We start from the raw sequence: 21508 nt of genomic DNA, 5'->3' as shown, positions 1-21508 counted from the left end.
GCCTGTCGGGTTTGCGATCGGCGCCCCGCCCGTGCGGGTGACGGCGCACCCCTTCCGAGGGACCCCCGTCCGGCGGCGCTGACCGACGCGGGACTCGCCGGGCGGGCGCTAGCGGCACTCGCTTCGCCGGGCCGGCTGGGCCCTCACTTCGCTCGCTTACGCGGTGTCGCGGGCGACGAGGGTGGGTTGGAACGTCACCGAGTCCGGCAGCCGCCCGGGCGAGGCGATGTGCGCCAGCAGCATCCCCGCCATCTCGGCCGCCATCTCCTCGACGGGCTGGCGGACCGTGGTCAGCAGCGGCCGGCAGTCCAGGGCCGCGCTGCTGTCGTCGAAGCCGACGACGGCGACGTCCTCGGGCACCCGGCGGCCGAGGTCCTGCACCGCGCGCAGCGCCCCCTCGCTCATCAGGTCACTGGCCACGAAGAGGCCGTCCACCTCGGGGTGGCGACCCAGCAGCTCGCGGGTGAGCCGCTCCGCCCCGGCCCGGGTGAAGTCGCCCTCCAGGTACGGCACCTCGGACAGGCCGTGGGCGGCCAGGTACGACCGGAAGCCGTCGAAGCGGTCGTGACCGGCGGGGGAGTCCAGCGGCCCGGTGATCGTGGCGAGCCGGCGGCATCCCCGGGCCAGCAGGCGGTCGGCGGCCAGCCGGGCGCCGAGGCGCTGATCCACGTCGACGTAGCTGACCGCCAGCGACCGCGGGGGCCGGGCCGACACGACGGCCGGGATGCCCAGGTCGAACACGAGCCGGGGGAGCCGGTCCCGCCCGTGGCTGCTGATCAACAGCACCCCGTCGACGTGGCCCTGGCGCAGGTAGCGCAGCACGTGGTGGTGGCCGGACGAGTCCGTCGGGACGATCACCAGGTGGATGTCGTGGGGGCGCAGCGCGCCGGTGGCCCCGGCGGTGATCCGGCCGAAGTAGGGGTCGGTGAAGACCCGGTTGAGAAACGACGAGTCGTTCGGGCGTTCGGGCTCGGAGATGACCAGGGCGACCGAGTTGGTCCGGCGGGTCACCAGGGTGCGGGCGGCGCCGTTGGGCACGTAGCCGGTCTCGGCGATGGCGCGCTGCACCACCTCGCGGATCTTCGCGTCGACCGTGGGCGCGCCGTTGATGACGCGGGACACCGTGGCCCGGGACACCCCCGCCGCCTGGGCGACCTGGTCCATTGTGGGGTTACGCCCACCGCGCGGGGGCCACGTACTCATGGCGATTGTTATAACACCGGGCTCGGCGGGTGGCGCGGGAAGCGTTTTCTCAGACCGGCCTGGTCAGGGGCGGTGTGCCGCCGCACCCTCCAGCAGCAGGCGGTGGGCCTCGTCGGCGGGCACGGGGTGGGAGAAGTAGAAGCCCTGCGCCTCGTTGCAGCCCATCTCGCGCAACGCCGCGAGCTGGCCGTACTCCTCGACACCCTCGGCGACCGTGGACATCCCCAGGCTCTCGCCGAGCTGCACGATCGTCTCGGCCAGCGCGGCGTCGTCGGCCTGCTCACCCAGCCGCTCCACGAAGGACCGGTCGATCTTCAACGTGTCGACCGGGAACCGCCGCAGGTACGCCAGCGAGGAGTAGCCCGTGCCGAAGTCGTCGATCGCGAGGCGTACCCCGAGCGCCTTGAGCCGGATCAGCTGCGCCAGGTTCTCCTCGGTGTCGGTCATCAGCACGCTCTCGGTCATCTCCAGGCAGAGCCGGTCCGCGGGCAGGCCGGACGCCGTGAGCTGCTCGGCGATCTCGGAGGCCAGGTCGGTCCGGTCGAACTGGCGGACCGACACGTTGACGGCCATGGTCACCGGCTCGGCGCCCTCGGCGTTCCAGGCGGCGGCCTGCCGGCACGCCTCGGTGATCACCCAGCGGCCCACCTGCGCGATCAGGCCCGTCGCCTCGGCCATCGGGATGAACTGCATCGGCTCGATGAGGCCGCGGGTCGGGTGCTGCCAGCGCACCAGCGCCTCGAAACCCACCACCCGGTTGTCCGCCAGATCGATCGTCGGCTGGTAGTGCAGCAGCAGCTCGTCGCGTTCCAACGCCAGCCGCAGGTCGGCTTCCAGCTCCAGGCGCTGGATCAGACCGGTCAGCATCTCCGGGTCGTAGCTGGCCAGGCCGCTGCCCGCCGACTTCGCCCGGTACATGGCCAGGTCGGCGTTGCGCATGAGCTGCTCGGCCTCGGCCGCCTCACCGGTCAACCGCTCCACCCCACCGGGTGTGGACTCGCCACCGGTGCCGGCGGCCGCGAGCCCGATGCTGGCCCGTACGTGCAGGTCGCGGCCGTCGAAGGTGAACGGCTCGTGCAAGCCCGCGAGGATGCGGCGGGCGACCCGCTCGGCGTCCGGTGCGTCGATGGGCGCCTGCACCAGCACCGCGAACTCGTCCCCGCCGAAGCGGGCCACCAGGTCGCCCGGGCGGACGCAGGCCTGCAACCGCTCCGCGACTCCGACGAGCAGCCGGTCGCCCGCAAGGTGGCCGAGGCTGTCGTTGACCTCCTTGAACCCGTCCAGGTCCAGGTAGAGCACGGTCACGTCGGTGTCGGGCGTGCGCTGCCGCAGGGCCGTGGAGACCTGCTCGTGGAACCGCGTGCGGTTGGCGAGCTGCGTCAGGGCGTCGTGGTACGCCGCGTGCACCAGCTGATCCTGCAACTGCTTGCGATCGCTGACGTCGCGCGTGTTGAGTACGAGGCCGCCCACGTTCGGATCGGCCAGCAGGTTGGTCACCGTCATCTCGGCCTGGCGCGGCCGGCCGCTGCGGTGCGGGACCAGGAGCTCCACCACGACGCTCTCGTCGGGCCGCTGCAGGACCGCCGCTAGCGCCCCGGTCAGCCGCTGCGCCGACTCGGTGTCCAGGAGTTCGGTCAGCACGCGCCCGGTCAGGTGCCCCGGGCGGAATCCCAGCACCCGCTGCACCGACTCGCTCTGGTACAGCACGCGGGCCCGCGGGTCGACGACCGTGATCACGTCCGAGCCGTACTGCACGAGGGCGTGGTACCGGTGCTCGCTGGCGGCCAGCTCGGCGGTCTGGTCCGCGACGCGGAACTCCAGGGTCCGGGTGAGGTTGCGGTTCTCGGCCAGGGCCAGCAGCTGGCGGCCCACGATGAGCAGGGTCAGCGCGGTCCGGGTGTAGGTGATGAACGTGCTGCTGTAGCCGTTGCGCGACGACCACCAGATGCAGACGGCCAGCGCGACGAGCACGGCCACGTACGGCAGCAGCACCCCGATCGGGCGCCGGGTCTCCACCCGCTCCTTGGGCACATCGTCGGCCTGGTCCGGCGCGCACGCCGCCAGTAGGAGCAACGCGAAGCCCGCGAACCACCCGGTGTCGGTGACCGCGCCGGAGGCGTACGTGCCGACCAGGTTGAAGTACGCATACCCGATGTCGGCGACCGCGAAGGCCGTCATACCGGTGCCGACCAACGCCAGGCGCACGGTCACCGCGTGGGTGCGGCGGCGCAACACGAACATGTAGACGACGATCGTGACGATCACGATGTCGGCCAGGGGATACGCCAGGCTGATGGCGAGCGCGAGGCCCCCGTTGCCGCCCGCGTGCAGCAGCGGCTCGATCGCCACCAGCCAGGCGACCAGCGCCAGCGAGGTGGCGACCATGAGCCCGTCGAGCAGGCTGCGGGCACGGTTCGCCAGGGTCTGCGCTTCCGCGGGCAGCACCAGCAGGCCGGCAGGGGTGAGCAGGACCATGCCGGCAAAGCCGATGTCGGCCACGGAGGGGAACGGCAGCTTGTCGGCGTGGACCAGAGCCAGATAGAGCCAGCACAGCTGGCCCAGTGCCCAGGACAGCACGCCGAGCCCGACCAGGGTCCAACCGAGCCGGCCGCGACCGGTGTACCTCCGCGAGCGGATCAGGATGGTGGTGGCCGTGACGAGCGCGGCGACCGCGAGCCCGACCATGGAGATCATCCGGGAGGCACCGGCACCGAACGGGTCCGTGCCCAGAATGCCACCGAAGAGGGCCACCACGACGGCGACCAGCACGCCCAGCCGCGCCCAGGCGCGCCGGTGCGGCGCGCGGCGCTCGGACGCGGCGGTGGGCACCGGCGCGTCAGTCACCGCTGCCATCGTTATCTCCGGCTCCAGGGGAACGCCCTGCGGGTCGGGTGGCCATGCCGCAGACATCGGGTCCGGGCCGTGCGACCTTGAGACAAACCTGCGGTGGAGACGCCCGGCGCGGGGTGCAATCGGGTTGCCGCCTTGCCCTGAGCCGCCGTGCGGGACCTCCGGCCCTTGCGCCGCACGGCTGGAGGCGGCTAAGGACCGCGGCCTACGTGCCGCACGTCACGGCATGCGGCCGGGGGTCAGGACAGCACCCAGCCGTACAGGCGCTCGACGCGCAGGCGCAGGACGAGGCGGCCGTCGGCCACCATCGCCCGCCGGTAGTCGTCCCAGTCGGGGTGCTCCTTGCCCGCGGCCTGCCGGTACACCTCGATCAACTCCTCGACGGTGGCGTCGTGCTCGTCGGCGGCGGGCGCGGACAGCTCGGCGGTCGCCTCGACGACCGCGTACCCGGCTCCGCCGGGCGCGGTGACCTTCAGGCTGGCGCGGGGGTCGCGCCGCAGATTCTTGACCTTGGCCAGTTCGGTACGGGTGGAGATGCGCAGCACCCGGGCGGCGGCGTCGGCGGTGTAGTTGACATCGGACAGCTGGGGCCGCCCGTCGCGCTTGATCGTGGCGAGCGTGCCCAGGTTGGCGGCGACGACGAGATCCCACAGACCTTGCTCAGACATGGGACCACTCTATGCAACACGCCGTGGTCCGGTGGGACCACGGCGCGTCGGCACTCCCGGCGGATCAGAGCGTGGCGCACTGACCCCGGCGCGGGCCGGACACCGTGTTGTCCAGGCCGTTGTCGACCGGCGCGGGATGGTTGCCCGTGCAGGTCAGCGCCCCGCCGATCGTATTGCCGGAGATCAGTGTGGTGCCGCGGTTGCGCAGCAACGACACCGGTCCCGAAACGGTGGAGTCCTCGATGGACACCGCGGTCGCTCCGGTCGCGGTGACCGGCCCCGTCACGGTGGTGTGCTGCAGCGACACCGTGCCGGCGTCCGTGGCGGTCAGCGCGGCGCGCAGGTTCGCGTCCGTGGCGTACAGCGAGGCGCCGTCGCGGACGCTGATCAGGCCGGTGACCGTGGCCCCGCGCAGGCAGGTCACCCCGGAGTGCACGGACAGGGCGCCAACGACCCGGTCCGCGATGGTGGTCGAGCACACCGGGGCGGGATGGCCGAGCAACTCCACCTCGGCCAGGGTGGTGCTGGGCTGGCCGGTGTTCCCGGTCACCTCCAGCCGGTAGTAGCGGTACGTGCCCGGCGTAGCGATCTTGAACGGCCGGGTCTGCAGCCGCCACTCGAAGCTCTGCGCACTGCGCTCGTCGATCGTCGTCCAGCGGGTGCCGTCGTACGAGCCGCGCAGCCGCCAGCCGGTCGGGTCGCCCGCGACCGCGCCCGAGGTGAGGGTGTAGAACTCGGCGCGCTCCCCGGCACCGGTGAACTGGTACTGCCAGGCCGGGGTCGCGGAACCGAAGACCGCCCGGGTGGCCGTCGTGTCGTCGACCAGGGTCGGGTCCGTCGCGGTGCCCTTGCCCGGGGCGGCCAGGTCGCGCAGCGGGTCGGGCGCGGCGCTGCCCGTGGTCAGCGACGGCGGGGCGGCGTCGGCGCCGGTGCCCCAGTCCGACGGCCGGTCGCCCATCGTGAAGTCCAGCGTCGCCCCGCCCGCCAGCAGCGCGTGCGGCAGCGACGTCGAGGTGTACGGCTGGCCGTTGACCGTCAGCGACTGCACGTAGACGTTGCGGGCGCTGTTGTTGCGGGCGTTGACGACGATCTTCCTGCCGTTCTCCAGGTTCACCGTCGCCTTGGTGAACAGCGGCGAGCCGATCGCGTACGCGGGGCTGCCCATCTGCAACGGGTAGAAGCCGAGCGCGCTGAAGACGTACCAGGCGCTCATCTCGCCGTTGTCCTCGTCGCCCGGGTAGCCCTGGCCGATCTCGCTGCCCAGGTAGAGCCGGGACAGGGCCTCGCGGACCAGCGCCTGGGCCTTCGCGGGCTGACCGGCGTAGTCGTACATGTAGATGATGTGGTGCGAGGGCTGGTTGCTGTGGCCGTACTGGCCGAGCCGGACGTCGCGGGCCTCCAGCATCTCGTGGATCGTGCCGCCGTACGAGCCGGGGAATCCGGCGGTCTCCGGGGTGGCGAAGAACGTGTCCAGCTTCTTGGCCAGGGCGTCGCGGCCGCCGTACAGGTTGGCCAGGCCCTGGCCGTCGTGCGGCACGTGGAACGCCATGTTCCAGCCGTCGGTCTCGGTGTAGTCGTAGCCCCACACCCGCGGGTCGTAGCGGTCGGCGGGCAGCCGCCAGGTGCCGCCGGAGTCGCGGCCCTGGAAGAACTTCACGGACTCATCGAACATGTGCACGTAGTTCTGGGCCCGGTTGCGGAAGTACTCGGCCTGCTCGGCGTACTCGGATGCCTTGGGGCCGCCCCGCTTGGCCAGTTCGGCGGCCATCCCGGCGATGCCGAAGTCGTTGATGTAGCCGTCCATCGCCCAGGACATCGCCTCGCCGGTGGCGTCGCTCGGCGTGTACCCCTTGAAGATCGACGTGGCGAGGCCCTTGCGGCCCACGTTGGCGTTCGGCGGGGTGACGGTCGCGTTCCTCAGCGCGGCCCGGTACGCCGTCTCCGCGTCGACCGTGACCCCCTTGCGGAACGCGTCGGCGAACGCCACGTCGGAGCTGGTGCCGACCATCAGGTTGGCGTAGCCCGGCGCGGACCACCGGGAGATCCAGCCGCCGTCGCGGTACTGCTGCACGAACCCGTCCACCATCTCGCCCGCCTCGCCCGGGGTGAGCAGTGCGTACGCGGGCCACGTGGTGCGGTAGGTGTCCCAGAAGCCGTTGTTGACGTACACCTTGCCGTCCTTGACCGGGGCGCCGGTCTCGGTGGGTGAGCTGGCCGGGGTGGTGGTCGACGACTGCACCGCGTGCCGGTACACGGGCGCCTCGGCGCTGCCGGTGTTCTCGTACCCGGAGTTGGGGTAGAGGAACAGGCGGTACAGGTTCGAGTAGAGGGTGACCAGTTGGTCCTCGGAGGCGCCCTCGACCTCGACGGTGTGCATCCGGGTGTCCCACTGCCGCTGGGCGGCGTCGCGCACCGACTCCACGGTCGCGGAAGCGGCGAGTTCCAGTTCCAGGTTGTGCCGGGCCTGCGCGACGCTGATCAGCGACGTCGCGATCCGCAGCGTCACGGTCTTCTGCGTCGAGGTGTCGAACGCGAGGTAGCCGGTCGACGGGCGGTTCCCGCTGGACAGCGAACCGCTGGCGGCCACCGGGCGGTCGGCCACGGCGTACATGAACATCCGGGTCCATCCGGCGGACAGCCCGCCGCTGTTCACGTCGGACCAGCCGGAGACGGACCGGTTCGCGGCGTCGATGCTCAGGCCCGCGTTGCCGTTGACGTTGTCCAGGATCAGGTTGCCGCGGTTGCCGGTGAACGTGAAGCGCATCAGCGCCGCATGATCGGTCGGTGCGATCTCGGTCTTCATGCCGTTGTCGAACGTGACCCCGTAGTAGTACGGGCGGGCGACCTCGTTGTCGTGCCCGAACGCCAGGGCCCGGTTGGCGCGGCCCGCGTCCGGCACCCCGGTGGCGGGTGACGGCATCACCTGGAAGGTCTGCCGGTCGCCCATCCACGGGCTGGGCTGGTGGCTGGCGGAGAACGCCTGGATGGTCGGCCGGTTTGCGGCGTTGTTGTCGCGGTGGTACTCGTACAGCCAACTGGTGGTGCCCGCGTCGGTGACCGGGGTCCAGAAGTTGAAGCCGTGCGGCACCGCGGTGGCCGGGAAGTTGTTGCCGCGCGAGTAGTCGCCGGACGACTGGGTGCCGCGCCGGGTGTCCGCGTACTCGGACAGGTGTGCCCGTGGCGGCGCGGGCGGCGCGACGCGCAGCGCGATGTCGTCGAACCAGGCCCGGAAGCTGGTCGGCCCGGCGGGCTTGTCGTAGCCCACCAGGATCCGGTCGACGATCCTGCCCGCCGCGACCGCGCCGATCCGGGCCGTGCGCTGGTTCCACTGCTGGGTGTAGAGCGTCTTCGCGGCGCCCTGGGCGGCCGGGCTGAGCACGACACCGTGCTGGTCGGTCGCCTTCAGATCAGACAGGTACGTGCCGTCGGTGAAGGCCAGATCCACCGCCGTGTACGTGGCCGGGTTGCTCAGGTCGTCCCGGTTGAACTCGGGGAAGACGAGGTACGACAGCTCGGTGTCGGCCGTCACGGTCAGGTTGACGTCGAAGACCTTGTTGTACGCGTACGCCCGGCCGCCGGTGAGGTGGCGGCCGCCGATCAGGAACGCGTTGCGCCCGGTGTAGCCGACGTTCGCCTTCGCGGTGGGTGAGGAGGCGGGGCCGCCGCCGACCCGGCTCTGCATGTTCGTCGCGGGCGGGGTGGTGGTGTCCTCGGTGGCGATCTGCCAGTCGGCGAGCTGGGTGAGGCTGCCGGACGGGTGGCCGGTGATGCTCAGCCGGTACACCGCGAAGGAGCCCGGGGTGGCCACCTCGTACGTGTGGGTCTGGAACCGCTGGTCGAAGCTCTGCCCGGTGCGGGTGTCCACGGTGGTCCAGGTGGTGCCGTCGGCGGAGCCCTCCACGGTCCAGTCGCGCGGGTCGCGTTCGGGGGCGTCGTTGGCGGAGGTGAGCGCGTACCGCACGACGCGGGCGGGGGAGTCCAGGGTGTACCGGGCCCAGCTCGTGGGGGTGTCGACGAGCCACTTGGTCGCCGGGTCGGCGTCGTTGAGGTTGGCGCCGTTCTCGTCCGGGTTCGGCTCGGCGTTCACGGCGATCCCGGTGACGTGCTCGCGGAGGCTGCCCGGCAGGCCGACCTGGACGCTGCCGTCGACGCCGCCGCTGCGCGGTGCGCCGTCCGGGCCGGTCTCGACCGTGTCGCGCCAGTCCGGCGCGGGCTCGCCCGGCTCGAACGAGGAGGCGAACGCCCCGGTGCCGCTTTCGCCCGGGTCGGTCGGCGCCGCGGACGCCGCCCCGCCGCACGCCACGGCGGCGGCCGCGACGACGAGGGGGACGCAGAACAGCGCGACAGCCCATCGCGACCGGTACATGCCGCCTCCTTCGCCTGGTGGCCCGTGAATCGGGCACTGGCGCGAGGGGTGGGCGCGCCGGTGCTCGAATCACGAACCTACGAAACGTCCGCGACACATGCTTACGTCCACGTCCATCGATGCGCAAGACTTTGACCACACTCGATTGACATCGATGTCAGGCGGCCGTCACCGGCGAGCGAGGAAATCGCTGTGAAGCAGCTCACTCCACGTGGAGATCAGGGTGCCTCGGGACGAACAAGGCATACCGGCCCGGGCGTGTGTCGCGGTGCATGGCACCGAATGTTCATCCCGCGCTCCGGCAAGCCGATCGGCACTACGACGACCGGGGGTGACTGGTGGACCGCAGTGTCCTGAGCGCGGAGGAGCTGTCGGCTGCCCTGCTGGCACTCGAAGACCAGGTCGTGACGCACATCGAGGACTGCTACACCGCAGCCGTCGAACTCGAACGGCTGGCCGCGCCGCTGGGCGACGAGGGGCTGCTGGCACGCGCCCAGCTCTGCGCGGCCGGCATGCGGCTGCGGGCCGGTGACGTCGCCACGGCCACCCGGCAGATCTACGCCATCCACGAGTGGGCCGCTCAGCACGGCGACCGTCGGCTGCAGGCACGTACCCACAACGCCTGCGCGCACGCCCACCGCTTGGCCGGTGATTCCGCCAAGCGGCTGGAGCACGCCCTGAGCGCGGTGGAGCTGCTGGACGACACCGCCACCCCGTTCATGCAGGTGTTGCACCGCCTGGGGCTGGCCGAGGCGCTGGCCCTCAACGGCGCGATGGAAGCCGCCCGGCCCCGTTTTAGCCAGGCCGAGCGGTTGGGCCGGGAACTGCAACAGTGGCGGCAGGTCACCGTCGTGCTCAACAACTGGGCGTACATCGAGTTCACCACCGGGGAGCTGGAACGCGCCGAGGAGATAGCAAACCGCCTCCTGGAACACGCGGGCGCACGCGGGCTGACCCTGTCTCCCGCCGTCCTGGACACGATCGGAGCGATTCAGATCGCCAACGGCCTGTACGCCCAGGCCGAGCAGACCCTACGGCTGTGTATCGAGCGCTGGGAGGCCGGGGAGAACGAGAACGCCGACGACATGGCCGAGTATCAGCTGACTCTGGCCCGGGCCCTGCGTGGCATGGGTGAACTGGACCGGGCTCAAGCCGCCCTGAACTCCTCCGGTGCGCTGTGCACCGAGCGGGGGATGCCCGAACTGATGGTTCGCGTACACCTGGAGCAGGCCGAGCTGTACGCCGCCGGCGGTGACCATGCCGCGGCGTTCGCCGAGCACAAGGCGTCCTTCGCCGCCCGGGAGAGCCTGCGCCGCAAGGAACGGCAGGCGCAGGCGCAGACCCGGCAGGTCATGTTCGAAACCGCCGAGGCCCGCCAGGAGGCCGAACGGTTCCGGGAGCAGGCCCGCCACGACCCGCTGACCGGGCTGCGCAACCGCCGCTACGTCGACGAGGAGCTGCCCGTCCTGATCGCCGCCGACCCGGACCTGGTCGTGGCGATCGCCGACGTCGACCACTTCAAGCGGATCAACGACACGCTGTCGCACGACACCGGCGACCAGGTGCTGGTGCGGGTCGCGAGAATGCTGGAGGCCGGGCTGGCCGCCATCGCCCCGGCGGGGTTCGTGGCCCGCATCGGCGGCGAGGAGTTCCTGCTGGTCCTGCCCGCCACCCCGGTGCCGTCCGCGACCAAGTACCTCGACGAGATCCGCTGCGCGATCGGCGAGTACGGCTGGCAGGACATCACGGGAGCACTGCCGGTTACGGTCAGCATCGGCGTGGCCGGGGTGAGCGAGAGCGTTCCGCCCAGCCAGGCGGGGGCGCTGTCCGCCGCCGACCGCAACCTCTACGCCGCCAAGAACGCCGGTCGCAACCGCGTCGTCGCGCAAACGCCACGAGAGTTCCGTACCCGCGCCCACCGCGACCGCGACCTGGCCTGACCCGCCACCGCGCCGGTCTGGACCGCCGCTTGGGCGACGACGACCTCGGCCTCCGGCACGCCGGCCATTGTCGCGGGGGCGACCACGGACGTCACCGCGTTTCTCGTGCGATTCGCCCAGTGTTCAGGCGGCGCTGTTGAGTTGGCGGACGAGAGACCGCAGCCACGGTTGCGCCAGGGCTGGCTCGCCGTCGATGGCCCGGGCGAGCGCGCGGCGGCCTTCGCTGCCGCGTCCGTAGGAGACAACGGCCACGGCCTCGGCAAGTGCCTGGCGGGTCCGCTCATCGCGTCGTGGGCCTTCCTCGGCGGCGAGCCAGCGGTCGGGGCGGAAGGACCTCGTGAGCTTCGTCTGGTAGTCGCCGAAGTACGACCACACCTCGGGATCGAGTGACACGTTCACGACGGCGCGGGCGGGGAGACGCCGGGTCCAGGAGGCGTGCTGCTGCCACCGCCACGTCTTGGGACTCGTGGCACGGCGCACCGTGATGCCCACGAAACGCAGCTTCTTCCGGATGACTTCCCACGGCTCGCGGCTCTCGACGATCCACTCGTCCAGCAGGGCGAACAGGTCGGCGAAGGTGCCGCCGGCATCCACCACGTCGACGAAGGTGGCGGGGCGGCTGCGGCGGGCCAGGGCGCGAGGCGTGATGCCGATGCTGCCCAGGAGGCGGCGTGCTGCTGCCTGCTGGTCGGCAGTCCACTTCGAGCGGCGCGGTTGTCCGGCCTGGCGTTGGAAGGAGAACGGTGCCCGGGCCACGAGGTTCGGCGCGGTCAGATCCGCCAAGGCACCGCTGAGTAGATCGAACATGGAGTCGAGGGACCGGCCCACGAAGAACAAGTCGCCGTTGCCACTACGGGCAACGACCCGGCCGGCACATTGCACCAGGTCCGGCATGAACCACAGGTCGGGTTCGGCGGTGCCCTCGAGCATCGAACCGAGTTCGTCCGGGCTGACCAGGTCCCATCGGAACGGTGGGCCGTCGACTGGATCAAGCACTCCGCGATTGTGCCTGCCCGTCCCGCACGCACGCTGTGAATTTCCTGACCCGGCTCGGTACGTTGAGAGCCGGGTGCGGGAAGCGCTCGACGCCGACCACCACGGGACACTGAGGTATCTGCAAGGCGGGCGCCCCGGGTGAGACCGCCGGCCGTCGGGGTGTCAGGGGGTGGTGTCCCGTCGCGCCCGGGCCCGGCGTTTGCCCTCGTGCATCGCCGCGACCCGCGCGATCGGGATCGTGTGTCCCTCCTCGACGAGGCCGGGGTCCAGGGTCTGCGGCGCGGGCATGGCGTCCGCCCACGGGTCGCGTCCGGCCAGCAGCGCGGGCGCGGTGTGCAGTGTGAAGTCGGCGGGGCCTACATCGTCCAGGTCGTCCCAGGCGACCGGGAACGACACCGGGACCCCGGGCCGCGCCCGCGGACTGTACGCGGCGACGACCGTCGCGCCGCCCGCCCGCGTCGAGTCTAGGAAGACCTTGCCGTGCCGGTCCTCGCGGATGAACGCGGTGGTGGTCAGGGCCGGGTCGAGCCGTTCCGCGCGGGCGCCCACCGCCCGGGTGGCGGCCGCCACGTCCGCCACGTCGACGTCGGCCGGCAGCGGTACGAACACGTGCACTCCCTTGGCGCCGCTGGTCTTCACCGCACTGGCCATGCCCGCGTCCGCCAGCACCTGCCGGACGAGCCGCGCCGCGCGGACCGCCAGCGTGAACCCGCCGTCCTCCGGTGGGTCGAGGTCCATGATGAGGTGGGTCGGGTGGTGGCTGCCCGCGAGCGCGAGCGTCGGGTGGTATTCGACGGCCCGCTGGTTGGCGAACCACAGCAGGGTGCGGCGGTCGTTGCACAGGGCGTACTGGACCTCGCGCTGGGACGCCTCCGCCCACACCGGCACCCGGGGCACCCAGTCCGGGGTGTATTTGGGGAGGTTCTTTTGCATGAAGCGGTCCTGTCCGCGCAGCACGCGCACCACCGACAGGGGGCGGTCCCGCAGGACCGGCAGGATGGCGTCCCGGGCGGCGTCGAGATAGTCGACCAGGTCCCGCTTGGTCGCCCCGGCGCCGGGGAAGAGCTCCTGGTCCAGGTTCGTCAGGGGTACGCCGTCGCGTTCCTCGCCGCCCGTACTCATGCCGCCCATCCTGCCCGACCGCGCGGGTGCGCGGGTCAGCTCGCCGCGCGGGCGATGATGACGGCGGGCACCACCATGGCCAGGGTGAGCACGACGTAGAGCCCGCCCAGCCAGACCCGGCCGTGCCGGGTCGCGATGACCGCGGCGACGAACGGCAGCAGCACCACGAGTACGGCCGCCAGCGTGAACGCCCCGCCGGGTGGGCTGCCGGGCGTTGCGGTGAACCCCCAGCCGAGCGCCAGCGACACCGAGACCAGCCAGGCCAGCGTCACGGCCGTCACCCGGAGCCTGACCGTGAGCCGCCGTTCCGCCTCGAGCTCGGCCTGCCGGATCTCCCGCGCGGTTCGGGCCGTGACATCGGTGCGCCGGATCAGCGGCGGCACGGCCTCGGGGGTCACTACCGCACTCTAAGCGCCCGGGCCGGTTCCCGCCCGGTGCGTGCGGACCCGAGAGATCGGCTCGGGGTACGGCCCGGGACGGGCGTTCAGCTCTTGACGGAACCCGCCATGAGGCCCCCGATGAACCAGCGGCCGAGCAGCACGTACACGATGAGCGTGGGCAGCGACGTGATGAGCGCGCCCGCCATCGACGCCGCGTAGTCCGGCGACTGGGCGCCCGCCAGCGCATTGAGCGCGATCGTGATCGGGCCGTTGCGGGTGTTGGACAGGAAGATAGCGAAGAGGTAGTCGTTCCAGGCCGAGGTGAACTGCCAGATGACCGTCACCACGAAGCCGGGGATCGAGATCGGCAGGATCAGCGACCAGAACGTGCGCAGCAACCCCGCCCCGTCCACCCGGCCCGCCTCGATCAGCTCCTCCGGGACGGTCGTGGCGTAGTAGTTCCGGAAGATCAGCGTGCAGATCGGGATGCCGTAGACGCAGTGCACGAATACCAGGGTGGGGATGCCCGGCGGGATGCCGATCGTCGTGACGATCTCCCGCAGCGGGATCATGACGGCCTGGTAGGGGATGAACATGCCGAACAGGATCAGCGTGAACACCAGGTCGGCGCCGGGGAAGCGCCAGCGCGAGAGCACGAAGCCGTTGGCCGCGCCGATGAGCGAGGAGATCACCGCGACCGGGATGGCCAGTTCGAAGGTACGGACGAACGACGGCTGCAGTGACCGCCACGCCTTGGCCCAGGACGCGGTCGTCCAGTGCTCGGGCAGGTTCCACTGGCCGGTCACCCCGATCTCGGAGCCGGACTTGAAGCTCGTCACGATCAGCACGTACGCGGGCATCAGCACGATGAACAGGAAGAAGAGCACGAGTGCGTACTTCACCGCGCGGCCCGCGACCGTGCGGGGCGTGCCGGAGCGCGCGGCGCGCGGGGCCGTGGACACCGGCTCGGCCGCCGACCGGGTCGTCGTGGTGGCGGTCATGAGCGCTGCTCCGTCCGGTTGGTCCAGATCAGGTACGGGACGATGACCATCGCGACGAGCAGCAGCAGGATGATCGAGATCGCGGCCGCCTTGGCGTAGTCGCTGGTCAGCAGCGCCTGCCAGACGTAGACCGCGGGCACCTCGGTGAGCCACTGGGCGCCGGACACGCTCATGATCAGGTCGAACATCTTCATCGACATGTGCCCCACGATGATCAGCGCGGAGAGCGCGACCGGGGTGAGCTGCGGGAAGATGACGTTGCGGTACAGCCGGTAGGTGCTGGCCCCGTCCATGGCGGCGGCCTCGCGCAGTTCCTGCGGGATGCCCCGGAAGCCGGCCAGGAACAGCGCCATCACGTACCCGGAGAGCTGCCAGATGGCCGGCATCGCCATGGCGGCCATGCCCCAGTTCGGGTTCGTCCACCACGTGTTCTGCAGGAACTCCAGGTGCAGGGCGCCGAAGACGGCGTTGAGCCCGCCCGCGTCCTCGCCCGTGCCGGGGTTCATCAGCCAGCGCCAGACCACCCCGGAGGCGACGAACGACACCGCCATCGGGAACAGGTAGACCGTACGGACGAAGCCCTCACCGCGGACCCCGCGCTCCAGCAGGAACGCCCAGAGCAGGCCCATCACCATCGTGCCGGCCATGAACACGACCGTGAAGATCAGCAGGTTCTTCAGCGAGTGCAGGAACCGGTCGTTGATGTCGTTGGTGAACAGGTTGACGTAGTTGTCGAGCCCGACGAAACCCTTGGAGCCGCGGGCGTTGTGCTCGTCGGAGACGGAGACCTTCGTGGTCCAGGCGATCAGCCCGTACACGAAAACGGCGAGCAGGATCAGTGAGGGGGAGAGCAGCAGCAGGCCCGGTCCCCAATGCCGGAGTCGGCGCATCGGGCTCCTTCGTGGTGGTTCAAGGGTGCGACGGCGGGGCGGCCGCCAGCCGCCCCGCCGTCGCGGTCTCGTTACTTGCCGGCGTACTGCTGCGCCGCGGCGGCGAGCGCCTTCTGCAGTGCGGCGGCGTCCTGGTTGGTGGAGAAGGCGCCGAGCGCCGAGTTGGCCGCCTGCTGCCAGCCCTGCGAGCAGGCGGAGCCGTGGGCGCAGGACGGTACCTGGGTGGCGGACTTCCAGTCGGCCATGGCGGACTGCTGGTACTTCGGGTAGTCCGCCGGGTTGGCGTCGGTCCGGGCCGGGATGGAGCCCTTCTTGGTGTTGAAGGCCTTCTGCCCGTCCGCGCTGCCGACCGTCTTCAGCCAGCACTTGGTGCCGTCGGGGTTCTTGGCGCCCTTGGGCAGCACGAACGAGTCGGCCAGCCACTGGAAGGTGGTGCCGTTGCCCGGGAAGGTGAACCAGCCGTAGTCCTTGAAGCCCTTGGCGTCGAGGTCGGCGGCCTCCCAGTCGCCCATCAGCTGGTAGCCGGCCTTGCCGTCCATCACCAGCTTCTCGGCGTCGGTCCAGTCGAGGGCGTCCCGGTCGCTGTTGGAGTAGGTCTGCAGCCGCTGGAAGTCGGCGATGGCCTTGGTGACGCTGGCGTCGTTCCAGTCCGTCTTGCCCTGCCACAGGCCGGTGAACTTCTCCGCGCCGAGGTCCGAGATCAGCACGGATTCGAACAGCATGAGCTGCGTCCAGTCCTTGCCGAGCGCCAGCGGCGCCTTGACGCCCTTGGCCTTGAGCTTGTCGAGGGCGGCGAAGAACTCGGTGAGGTCCTTGGGGTCGGCGGTGATGCCGGCGCCGGAGAGCACCTTCTTGTTGCTCCACACGACGTTGGCGCGGTGGATGTTCGCCGGCACCGAGTAGATCTTGCCGTCGACGGTGAGGTTGCCGATCAGGCCCGCCGGGAACGCCTGCTTCAGGCCCCAGCCGTCGTAGTCGGCGCTGATGTCCTCGACCTGGCCCGCGTTGATGTAGTCGAGCAGCTCGGCGCCCGCGTGTGCCTGGAACGTGTCCGGCGGGTCGTTCTGCTGCAGGCGGGACGCAAGCACGGACTTGGCGTTGGCGCCGGCGCCGCCGGCCACCGCGCCGTTCTGGAAGGTCTGGCCCGCACAGGCGGTGCCGAAGACGCCGACGAGGCCGTCGAGTCCGGCCTTCTCGCCCCCGTCCGCCCACCAGGTGAACACTTCGACGTTCTTGGATCCGGTGCCGCCGTCGCTGTCGCTGCCTCCGCACGCGGATGCCGTGAGTAGGGCGGCGACGCCCACTACGGCCACCGCGGCCCGTCGCGTAAAGCCCATGGTCCTCCCCAATCTTTGACATCGTTGTCACAGACAACGGCGAATACGCTGCTCCTTCCAATCAGGGGTGTCAATCGCAGGTCAGCGCTTGTATCCGTGTTGTAACGTGAGCGGTCTTGTTCGACTCGGATTGCGAGTGTGTCCGTCCCCGGAGCCGGGAGTCGGCGGTCAGTTCGGGGGGCGCTCGCCGGAACCGCGGGCGATCACCGACGTCGCGACGACGATCGTGCGGGCCGGGCCCTCGTGCCCGCCGATGCGCTCCTGCGCCAGCCGGGCCGCCGAGCGGCCCAGCGCCATCGCGTCGTGGGCGACCACGGTCGTACCGACCACATCGGCCAGGTCGAAGTCGTCGAAACCGATCAGCGCCGGCGGGCGCGGATGCCCCCGCAACGCCCGCAGCGCACCCGTGGTCAGCCGGTTGTTCGTGGTGAACACCGCGGTCGGCGCCGGGTCCGTCGCCAGCAGCTCGCGGACCGTGCGCTCCGCCTGCCGTACGTCGTGCACATCCGTGCGCAGATACGGCCGCCACTCGTCGTTGCCGGCCTCCGCCATCGCCTCGACGAAGCCGTCGATGCGTCCCCGCTGCGGCGCCATCCGGGCCAGGTCGGCGACCAGCGCGACCCGCCGGTGACCACCGGCCAGCAGGTGCAGCGCGGCGGCGCGGGCGCCACCGTGGTTGTCGATGACCACGGTGTCGGCGGCCATGCCGACCGGCGGCCGGTCGAGGAAGACGAACGGCACCCCGCGGGTGCCCTCGATCGCCAGGTACCCGTGGTCGGTGCCGCTGGGCACGATCAGCAGCGCCCGCACCCGGCGTTCCAGGAACGCGTCGACGAGGGCGCGTTCGCGTTCGGCGTCCTCGTCGTTGTTGGCGGTCACGAGCTGCAGGCCGTGCTGGCGCAGCTCGCGTTCGATGCCGCTGGCCACCGCCGAGTAGAACGGGTTGGTGAGGTCGCCGCTGATCAGGCCCACGAGCGCCGACGTGGCGCCCCGGCGCAACTCACGGGCGATGCCGTTGAGCCGGTAGCCGAGCTGGTCGGCGGCGGCGCGTACCCGCTCGCCGGTGGTCTCGGCGACGTTCGGTTCACCGTTGAGCGCCCGGGACGCGGTCTTCAGGCTGACGCCGGCGAGCGCGGCCACCTGGGTCAGGGTCGGCCGCCGTACGGCCTGCCCGTCGGCGGACCCGGGTGCGGACATGGCGCTCCGTACTGTGCTGGCGGGCATGCGGGCGTCGATCGAGGTCGCAAGTATGGCATCGATGTCCGGCCGTGGGTCGCGCTCCACCGCATCGACCGGCGCTCCCGTTCGGCGGAGGTACCTGATCGTCCGCCGAATCAGTGCCCGGAACTGGCCGTTCGGGGACTCCGCGAAGGTTGTGCAGAACACTACGTTTTGTAGCTGCCACGCGGGGTGGTCACCCACAGTACGAGCAGCTGGAGGCGTTGTGGCGGACGGTAAGAAAGCCGGCCGAGACAGGTACTTCGACACTCTCCGTGCAGTTGCCATCATCCGGGTCGTTCTGTTCCACGCCTATCCGGTCGCCGCGTTCGAGCTGATCTTCCCGTCCATGGGGGTGATGTTCGCGCTCGGCGGCTCGCTCATGGTCAAGTCCCTCGACCGCAACGCACCCCGGGCCGTACGTAACCGTCTGCGCCGCCTTTTACCAGCACTGTGGGTGATGGGACTCATCGCCGTGCCGGTCATGATCCACCACGGCTGGCCGGACCGCCCGTCCTGGCCGCGCCTGCTGCTGTGGGCGTTCCCCATCGCCGACCCGCCGTCCAGCGAGTTCGGCTACCCCGCCGCCGGCGTCCTCTGGTACCTGGTCACCTACCTGTGGCTGGTGCTGCTCTCGCCGGTGCTGCTCAAGCTCTACCGCCGCTGGAACCTGCCCACCGTGCTGCTGCCGCTGGTCGCGCTCATGCTGCTGATGGCGTACCCGGACATCGTCGGCGCGACGGTCTTCTGGGTGCTGCTGAACGTCCTCGGGTTCGGCTCCTGCTGGGTGCTCGGCATGGCGCACCGCGAGGGTGACCTGGCCCGGCTGCGTACCCCCGTCGTCCTGGGCATCGCCGTGGTCTGCGTGGCGGGCGCGCTGACCTGGGCGTACACCCACCCGGGCGAGCACGGCGTCAACATGGCCGACCTGCCCGTGGCGTACGCGGTCTACTCCATCGGCTTCGTCCTGGCGCTGCTGCGCTGGGCGCCGCGGATGGACTGGCTGACCCGCGCCCGCCCGGTGGACAGCTTCGTGTCCATGGTGAACAACCGCGCGGTCACCATCTATCTGTGGCACAACGTCGCCATCACCGTCGCGGTCGCCCTGATCGTCCCGCTCAGGCTCTGGGAGATCCCGAACGAGACGCTGCAGTATCTGGCAGACTTCGCGATCGCCATGGCCATGCTCGTGGTCTGTGTGCTCTCGCTCGGCTGGGTGGAGGACCTCGCCGCGCGTCGCCGTCCCCGCATCTCGCCGTTCGTGCGGCGGCGGCGTACCCGGCGTGCGACGCCGGTCGCCGTGCCGCCCGTCGTGGCCTGAAGCCCTCGTCCGGGCGGCGCCTGATGGGCGTCGGGCGCCACCCGGGCGAGGCCCCGTACGCCCCGGGGCGCAGAGCGGTACGTCGATCGGGGTACGTCAAACGGGCCATAGCTTGCGGTCTATCCCATTGGCCAGAATCTGTCGCATGACCGCCCCCGGAAACTCCACTCTGCTCCTGACGCTGCTGGCCGCCTTCATCGCGTGCACCGGGTACGCGGCCGGCCGCCTGCACCAGTGGTACCGGACGGGGCTGGACCGCGACGAGGCGTTCCGCGACGGGTACGACACGGCCACCCGCAGCGTGTTCAGCCTGGCCGCACGCATCATGGCGCCGCGACGCGGCGATCGGACCGCGATCAGCGCCTCGGCCGCGGTGATCGTGCCGCCGCCCGCGGTGGTGGAGGGCTCGGCGGAACCCCTGCCGGCCGCCGGGCCCTCCGGCCGTCATCAGGTGCCGGACGAGCTGGTCCAGGCCCCGACGTACCGGCTGCCGGCCGACCGGGTGGCCCGCGCCAAGGTGCACGGCGCCGGTGGTGGCGTCGACGCGGAGGTCGCGGCGCGCCCCACGACCCGCATCACCGTGCCGAAGCCCCGCTCGTCCTGAGCCGCTCACCCGCCCGCTGAGCCGCTCACCCGCCCCATGAGCCGCTCATCCGCCCCCCGAGGCCGGCCGGCGGGTCAGCCGGCGCTTGCGCGTGCCGCGCTGAGAGCCTCCTGCAGGCCGCGGGCGGCGAGGCGGTCGGCGCGCTCGTTCTCCGGGTGGCCGTTGTGGCCCTTCACCCAGTGCCACCGCACGTCGTGGCGCCGCACGGCCGCGTCCAGCAGCTGCCACAGGTCGACGTTCTTGACCGGCTGCCGGGCGGACGTCAGCCAGCCGTTGGCCCGCCACCGCGGCAACCACTTCGTGATGCCGTCGCGGACGTAGATGCTGTCGGTGTACAGCAGGACGGTCAGCGGCGCCCGGGTCAGGCTCTCCAGCGCCCGGATCGGGGCCGTCAGCTCCATCCGGTTGTTCGTGGTGGGGGTGGCCTCGCCGCCGCACAGGTCCTTCTCGGCGGTGCCGTAGCGCAGCACGGCACCCCACCCGCCCGGGCCTGGATTCGGGACGCACGCCCCATCGGTGTAGATCTCCACCACGGCGCTGTTGTCGGTCACGCGGGCACGATACCGAGCGGCGGGGACCGTCCCGCATACCCGGTGGGCACCGGTACCGGCGGTGACCGCGAGCACACCGGCGGGCTCGGTATCGTTGCCGCGGCGAATCCGACGGAGGGTTGACATGGGCGACGAAGACGCCGTGGTGGTGCGGGATCTGGTGATCCGGTACGGCACCCGCACCGCGGTCGGCGGGGTGTCGCTGGCCGTCGCGCGTGGCGCGGTGCTGGCGCTGCTCGGCAACAACGGCGCCGGCAAGACCAGCCTGCTGCAGGTGTGCGAGGGCTTCCGCAGCCCGGACGCGGGCACCGTGCGCGTGCTCGGGCTGGACCCCGTCGCCGACCACGACGCGCTCATGCCCCGGCTCGGCATCATGCTGCAGTCCGGCGGGATGTACCCCTGGGCCACCGCGGGCGAGATCCTCCAGCTGTTCGCCTCCTTCGCGGCGCGGCCGCTGGACACCGGGATGCTGCTGGACCGGCTGGGCCTGCGCCGGGTGGCCCGTACGACGTTCCGGCGCCTCTCCGGCGGCGAACAGCAGCGCCTGGCCCTCGCGGTCGCCCTGGTGGGTCGCCCCGAGCTGGTCTTCCTGGACGAGCCGACCGCGGGCATGGACACCGAGGCCCGGCACACCACGTGGGGGCTGGTCGAGGAGCTGCGCGCGGACGGCGTCACGGTCCTGCTCACCACGCACCTGCTCGACGAGGCCGAACGGCTCGCCGACCACGTCGTGATCATGCGGTCGGGGGTGGTCGCCGCCACGGGCACCCCGGCCGAGCTCACCGCCGCCGCCGGCATCGACCTGCTGCAGGTCCGCGCCGACCCCGGGCTGCCGGTCGGCGACCTGGCCGCCCGGCTGGACGGCGTCACGGTCACCGAAGCCTCGCCCGGTGAGTACGCGCTCGCCGGCCCGCTGCACACCGACGCCCTGGCGCGGGTGCTGGCCTGGTTCGCCGCGCAGGGCGCCCAGGTGACCAGCGTCGACACCCGGCGGCGCACGCTCGAAGACGTCTACCTGGCCCTCACGGCCGGGGCCAGCCGGTGAACGGCGCAGGTCAGCC

16 protein-coding genes are annotated in these 21508 nt (G+C 71.4%); 4 read left to right on the top strand and 12 right to left on the bottom strand.

Annotated features, from left to right (window positions below):
• Positions 1 to 156: 156 nt before the first annotated feature.
• From EV385_RS05135 to EV385_RS05120, 4 genes are all read right to left on the bottom strand, one after another.
• Positions 157 to 1203: a LacI family DNA-binding transcriptional regulator gene (locus tag EV385_RS05135; protein WP_242624717.1), complete on the bottom strand. Its 1047-nt coding sequence runs from the start codon at positions 1201 to 1203 to the stop codon at positions 157 to 159.
• Positions 1204 to 1266: 63 nt separating this feature from the next.
• A complete protein-coding gene (locus tag EV385_RS05130) occupies positions 1267 to 4056 on the bottom strand; it encodes a putative bifunctional diguanylate cyclase/phosphodiesterase (RefSeq protein WP_130508409.1) in 2790 nt (929 codons plus the stop codon).
• Positions 4057 to 4292: 236 nt separating this feature from the next.
• On the bottom strand, positions 4293 to 4721 hold the full coding sequence (locus EV385_RS05125; RefSeq protein WP_130508408.1) for a PPOX class F420-dependent oxidoreductase: 429 nt from the start codon (positions 4719 to 4721) through the stop codon (positions 4293 to 4295).
• Positions 4722 to 4785: 64 nt separating this feature from the next.
• Positions 4786 to 9087 carry a GH92 family glycosyl hydrolase gene (locus tag EV385_RS05120; protein ID WP_130508407.1) on the bottom strand — a complete coding sequence of 1434 codons (4302 nt, stop codon included), beginning with the start codon at positions 9085 to 9087 and terminating at the stop codon, positions 4786 to 4788.
• Positions 9088 to 9425: 338 nt separating this feature from the next.
• On the opposite strand from EV385_RS05120, the gene EV385_RS05115 reads away from it, so the two are divergent.
• A complete protein-coding gene (locus tag EV385_RS05115; protein WP_242624716.1) occupies positions 9426 to 11027 on the top strand; it encodes a tetratricopeptide repeat-containing diguanylate cyclase in 1602 nt (533 codons plus the stop codon).
• A 123-nt stretch (positions 11028 to 11150) separates the two neighbouring features.
• Here EV385_RS05115 and EV385_RS34845 read toward each other — a convergent pair whose 3' ends face one another.
• The 7 genes from EV385_RS34845 to EV385_RS05080 form a co-directional block, all read right to left on the bottom strand.
• Positions 11151 to 12023 (bottom strand): hypothetical protein, encoded by an 873-nt coding sequence (locus tag EV385_RS34845; RefSeq protein WP_242624715.1) that lies wholly within the window; start codon positions 12021 to 12023, stop codon positions 11151 to 11153.
• Between the two features lie 162 nt (positions 12024 to 12185).
• A complete protein-coding gene (gene ligD, locus EV385_RS05105; RefSeq protein ID WP_130508406.1) occupies positions 12186 to 13145 on the bottom strand; it encodes a non-homologous end-joining DNA ligase in 960 nt (319 codons plus the stop codon).
• Between the two features lie 35 nt (positions 13146 to 13180).
• Positions 13181 to 13543 (bottom strand): hypothetical protein, encoded by a 363-nt coding sequence (locus EV385_RS05100; protein WP_130508405.1) that lies wholly within the window; start codon positions 13541 to 13543, stop codon positions 13181 to 13183.
• 86 nt (positions 13544 to 13629) lie between these two features.
• On the bottom strand, positions 13630 to 14526 hold the full coding sequence (locus EV385_RS05095; RefSeq protein WP_130508404.1) for a carbohydrate ABC transporter permease: 897 nt from the start codon (positions 14524 to 14526) through the stop codon (positions 13630 to 13632).
• Positions 14523 to 15416, bottom strand: coding sequence for a carbohydrate ABC transporter permease (locus EV385_RS05090; protein ID WP_130508403.1), 894 nt, complete (start codon positions 15414 to 15416; stop codon positions 14523 to 14525). Before EV385_RS05090 ends, EV385_RS05095 begins: the two co-directional genes overlap by 4 nt.
• A gap of 71 nt (positions 15417 to 15487) precedes the next feature.
• Complete coding sequence (locus EV385_RS05085) at positions 15488 to 16753, bottom strand: ABC transporter substrate-binding protein (protein WP_130508402.1); 1266 nt, start codon at positions 16751 to 16753, stop codon at positions 15488 to 15490.
• A 168-nt stretch (positions 16754 to 16921) separates the two neighbouring features.
• Positions 16922 to 17950, bottom strand: a complete 1029-nt coding sequence (locus tag EV385_RS05080) for a LacI family DNA-binding transcriptional regulator (RefSeq protein ID WP_130508401.1) — start codon at positions 17948 to 17950, stop codon at positions 16922 to 16924.
• 247 nt (positions 17951 to 18197) lie between these two features.
• Here EV385_RS05080 and EV385_RS05075 point away from each other — a divergent pair, with 247 nt between their 5' ends.
• A complete protein-coding gene (locus tag EV385_RS05075; protein WP_165449396.1) occupies positions 18198 to 19292 on the top strand; it encodes an acyltransferase family protein in 1095 nt (364 codons plus the stop codon).
• Between the two features lie 145 nt (positions 19293 to 19437).
• Positions 19438 to 19896 carry a hypothetical protein gene (locus EV385_RS05070; RefSeq protein WP_130508399.1) on the top strand — a complete coding sequence of 153 codons (459 nt, stop codon included), beginning with the start codon at positions 19438 to 19440 and terminating at the stop codon, positions 19894 to 19896.
• A gap of 74 nt (positions 19897 to 19970) precedes the next feature.
• On the opposite strand, the gene rnhA is transcribed toward EV385_RS05070, so the two are convergent.
• Positions 19971 to 20447 (bottom strand): ribonuclease HI, encoded by a 477-nt coding sequence (gene rnhA / locus EV385_RS05065; RefSeq protein WP_207229750.1) that lies wholly within the window; start codon positions 20445 to 20447, stop codon positions 19971 to 19973.
• A gap of 124 nt (positions 20448 to 20571) precedes the next feature.
• On the opposite strand from rnhA, the gene EV385_RS05060 reads away from it, so the two are divergent.
• The gene (locus EV385_RS05060; protein ID WP_130508398.1) at positions 20572 to 21492 is read left to right on the top strand and encodes an ABC transporter ATP-binding protein; all 921 of its coding nucleotides are present in this window, start codon (positions 20572 to 20574) and stop codon (positions 21490 to 21492) included.
• Positions 21493 to 21508 lie beyond the last annotated feature (16 nt).

Origin of the sequence: Krasilnikovia cinnamomea (genome assembly GCF_004217545.1) — a bacterium.
GTDB lineage: Bacteria > Actinomycetota > Actinomycetes > Mycobacteriales > Micromonosporaceae > Actinoplanes > Actinoplanes cinnamomeus.
This window is presented reverse-complemented; position numbering and strand designations above follow the sequence as displayed.